We start from the raw sequence: 3,798 nt of genomic DNA, 5'->3' as shown, positions 1-3,798 counted from the left end.
CATCAACGAACGGCCCCGCAAAGTCCTCGACTGGGCCTCATCCCACGACGCCTTCACCGATAGCCCTGAACACCATCAATGGTGCGTTGACCGGTTGAATCCGCCACCGTTTCTGCTACCTCATGCGGACGTGTCCGCGATCACCGGTCGCTCACTCGGGCACGGTGACGAGACAAAAAGGATGCCCCGCTGGGTCCGCGAAGATGCGCCACGCCTTGGGTCCGGGGTTCAGGACCGCCGTGAGCGGGGCGCCGCCGGCTTCCATGACCGCGAAAGAAGCTTTCTGAAGATCCTCGACGAGGAGGTCGAAGTGAACGTGCTGTTGCCCGTTCGCTCCCGGCCATGTCGGAGCTTGATACCCCTCGACACGGTGGAATGAGAACCGCCCGACAGGCTGCCACTGCAATGTCAGCCAGTCAGGCTCGCCCTGCGGCGGCTCTAGATCGAGGACTCGCTGCCAGAACAGCGCCACTACTTCCGGGTCTTCGCACTCGAAGACCAACTGCGTTAGCCGCATCTCCATGCCGCGACCCTAGAGGTGTTTTGGGCCAGCCGGGGCTCCGCAGGAGGAAGCCGTGTAGCTCAAACGAACGGTTTTGCACTACGTGGGCAACTCGCTGCGTGCGTGGGCGTTCGGGTCGTGTGGATGGCGAGGGTTTGGTCATGGGGGTGGGACCCGTGCGGGGAGCCTCACGCTGAATCGCCCTGGGTTTCGTTCCGTTCTTCAAGCAAGGATGGAACCGATGAATCAGAAGTACTCGCCCGAGATGCGCGAGCGCGCGCTGCGGATGCTCGACGAGGCCAAGCCCGAGCATCCGAACCTCATGTCCGCGGTGCGACATGTCGCGGGCCTGCTCGGCATGAGCCCGGAGACGCTGCGCGTGTGGCACCGCCGCCGTGAGATCGACGCCGGGCAGCGCCCCGGCGTGCCGACCGGCGTCGCCGAGGAGAACAAGCGACTTCGCCGTGAGAACGCCGAGCTGAAGAAGGCGAACGAGGTCCTCAAAGCCGCGAGCGTGTTTTTCGCGAAGGAACTCGACCGTCCCTGACGAGCATGATCCGCTTCATCGACGAACACAGGGATCAGTTCGGGGTCGAGTTCCTCTGCCGCGTCCTCCGCGACGCGGTGCCGGGGTTCCTCACCTCGCGCGGGTATCGCGCGGCGAAGACGCGCGTGCCCTCCGCCAGGCAGCTGAAGGACGAACTCCTCGTCCCCGAGATCCAGCGTCTTCACGAGGAGAACTACGGCGTCTACGGCGTCCGGAAGATGCATGCTCTCCTCCGGCGGGAGGGGTGGGACATCGGGCGTGACCAGACCGCGCGGCTCATGAAGCTCGCCGGGGTGCGCGGGGTGGCGCGGTCGAAGAAGGTGTTCACCACGAAGTCCGACCCGACCATCGCGCAGCCGATGGATCTCGTCGAACGCGACTTCACCGCTCCCGCGCCGAACCGGTTGTGGGTCGCGGACATCACGTATGTCGGAACGTGGGCGGGGATGGCGTATGTCGCGTTCGTGATCGACGTGTTCTCCCGCATGATCGTCGGCTGGAACGTCGCCGGGACGCTGCGCGCGGAAGTGCTGCCGTTACAGGCGTTGAACATGGCCGCGTGGGGCGCGCGCGGGTCGCTCGATGACCTCGTCCACCACGCCGATCATGGGTCGAACTACCTCTCGGTCGTCTACACGGATCGCATCAACGAGCTCGGCGCGACCCCGTCGACAGGGAGCGTCGGTGACAGCTACGACAACGCCCTCGCCGAGGCCGTCAACGGGCTCTACAAGACCGAGCTGATCCGTCGGAAGGGCCCGTGGCGGACGGTCGAGCAGGTCGAACTCGCGACGCTCGAGTACGTGTGGTGGTGGAACAACGCTCGTCTCCACGGCGAGCTCGATTACCGCACGCCGGTCGAGGTCGAGGAGGCGTACTACGCTGGCCTCGAATCAGCCCAGCCAGCGCTCGCTGGACAGGGAAGCAGGTAGGAACGAAACCCAGGGCGATTCACGCCGGGCAGGATCTTGGGTGTCCACCAGGCCATCCACACAGTTCCGACCAGGCCGACCATGCCATTGAGAAGGAGAGCGGCCGGTAGGGAGGTCGTGGCGAGGGCGAATCCGGTGACGGCTGGTGCGAGCAAGCTGCCCACGGAAGCGATCGCCTGCCAGCGGCCGAGAAAGGCGGCTCGCCCAGTTTCAGGTGCCAGGTCGGCGCCGAGGGTCTTGATGATTCCCGCCCCGGCGCCGTCTCCCAAACCGATGAGGGTCACGCACGGCAGTAGCCAGGCAACGGTCTCACTCCAGGGAGCCAGGCAGATGCCAGCACTCATGAACGCCATCGCGGTGACGATGACCGGGGCCCGCCCGTATCGGTCTGACGCGAGCCCGGCCGGCCAGAACAAGATCAGCTCCGCCCCTGACGCCAGGGCTAGAACGAGGGCGACCTGTGTGCCATCAAGATGCGCTCCCTGTACGGTCCACAACGGCAGGAGAGTCTCTTTCACCGTGCGAAGGGCGGACAGGATCAGCGCCCCGACACCGAGGACGAGGAACTGATGTCGGATCCACCATGGCGCGGCCCCTACCCGCATGCCGCCAGAGGCTTTAGAGCTCTTCTCAGTGGTTGCTCCGGTGGTGAGCGCACCGTGTCGGCCAGACGGTACGGTTTTCGAGTTGGCGCCCAGCAGGAGAGCCAAGGCAGCGATGACGACAAGGGCAGCACAGGGGAAAACGGCTGCGGCTCCCGAGACTGTGAGAACGGCCGCGGCGATCAGCGGACCGACAATTCTTCCCAACCGCTGGCACGCCCCATAGAGGTTCATCGCCCGCCCCCGCATTGTGGCGGGAGCTAGGTCGGCGACCAAGCCTTGCCGAGCGATGGACCACACGGCGTCTACGAGATCAAACACCGTGAGAGCCACGACTAATACCCAGCGCCGACCGGGCAATCCCGCAGTGCAGCACCCCGCAGCGGCCACCAGGCCGATAGCTCCACCGATCGTCACCACGGCAAGGGCTATGCGCTCACCGATCCAATCGACGAAATGCCCCGCGATCAGCGAGGACGCGATCGCGAACAGGCCAATCCACGTCATCAGCGCAGCCACCCCCGCCGATGTAAATCCAACCTGTAGCGCCAACAACACCTGGGCAGGCAGTAGAGCCGAAGACCCCGCCGCGTAGACGAATGATGGAACGTAGACCGGCCGGACCAGGGGGCCCAGGTCGACCCGTGTTTCCGGTGCAAAAATCACGGAAGAAGACCGGGCAGCATTTCAGTAGCACCGGCAATGACCACCACGCCATCGGTGTCAGCGACGATGATGTCCCCGGGCGACACCTTGGCCCCGCAGATGTCCAGGACGGCATCAGCAGCGCCGGCACCTTCCTTGCGAGAGGGCCGCGGCACGGTCCCCAACGCAAGCACCCCCAGATCCAGCGCCGCTAAAGCGGCACTGTCACGCACCGCCCCGTACACAATCACGCCGGCCCACCCATGACGCAGCGCTAGAGCCCCCAGGGCGTCCCCCATCAACGCGTGCGAGACCGAACCTGCCCCGTCCACAACCAAGACACGACCGTCACCCGGTGTCGACAGCGCCTGTCGGAGCAGGGTGTTGTCATTGAAACATCGCGCTGTCGCCACCCGTCCGGCGAACGCGGATCGGCCACCGATCACGCGCCACGGGGCCACCAACACCTGCACCGACTCGCGATCGTCGGTATCGGCGCGGTCTTTGAACTGGTCGAACACATCACACGTAGTCATCACCCATTCAGTCTGAATCGCCCCGGGTTCGGTG

General features: G+C 65.2%; 4 protein-coding genes. 1 reads left to right on the top strand and 3 read right to left on the bottom strand.

Annotated elements, in window-relative coordinates; translation table 11 throughout:
- Positions 1 to 151: 151 nt before the first annotated feature.
- Positions 152 to 523, bottom strand: a complete 372-nt coding sequence (locus HMPREF0321_RS12475; RefSeq protein WP_006946909.1) for a VOC family protein — start codon at positions 521 to 523, stop codon at positions 152 to 154.
- Positions 524 to 743: 220 nt separating this feature from the next.
- Here HMPREF0321_RS12475 and HMPREF0321_RS12465 point away from each other — a divergent pair.
- Positions 744 to 1,981, top strand: a protein-coding gene (locus tag HMPREF0321_RS12465; RefSeq protein WP_371168046.1) for an IS3 family transposase whose coding sequence is annotated in 2 segments (ribosomal slippage) — positions 744 to 1,023 and positions 1,023 to 1,981 — 1,239 coding nt in all. Because the reading frame shifts where the segments join, the coding sequence is not laid out codon by codon here.
- Here HMPREF0321_RS12465 and HMPREF0321_RS12460 read toward each other — a convergent pair.
- The gene (locus HMPREF0321_RS12460; RefSeq protein ID WP_083803271.1) at positions 1,927 to 3,249 is read right to left on the bottom strand and encodes an MFS transporter; all 1,323 of its coding nucleotides are present in this window, start codon (positions 3,247 to 3,249) and stop codon (positions 1,927 to 1,929) included. The two genes, HMPREF0321_RS12465 and HMPREF0321_RS12460, sit on opposite strands and share 55 nt — an antisense overlap.
- Positions 3,246 to 3,798: ribonuclease E activity regulator RraA (rraA, locus tag HMPREF0321_RS12455; protein WP_371168045.1), on the bottom strand; the 553-nt coding region annotated here is incomplete at its 5' end. The genes rraA and HMPREF0321_RS12460, both read right to left, overlap by 4 nt.

The sequence above is a fragment of the Dermacoccus sp. Ellin185 genome (assembly GCF_000152185.1).
Taxonomy (GTDB): domain Bacteria; phylum Actinomycetota; class Actinomycetes; order Actinomycetales; family Dermatophilaceae; genus Dermacoccus; species Dermacoccus nishinomiyaensis.
This window is presented reverse-complemented; position numbering and strand designations above follow the sequence as displayed.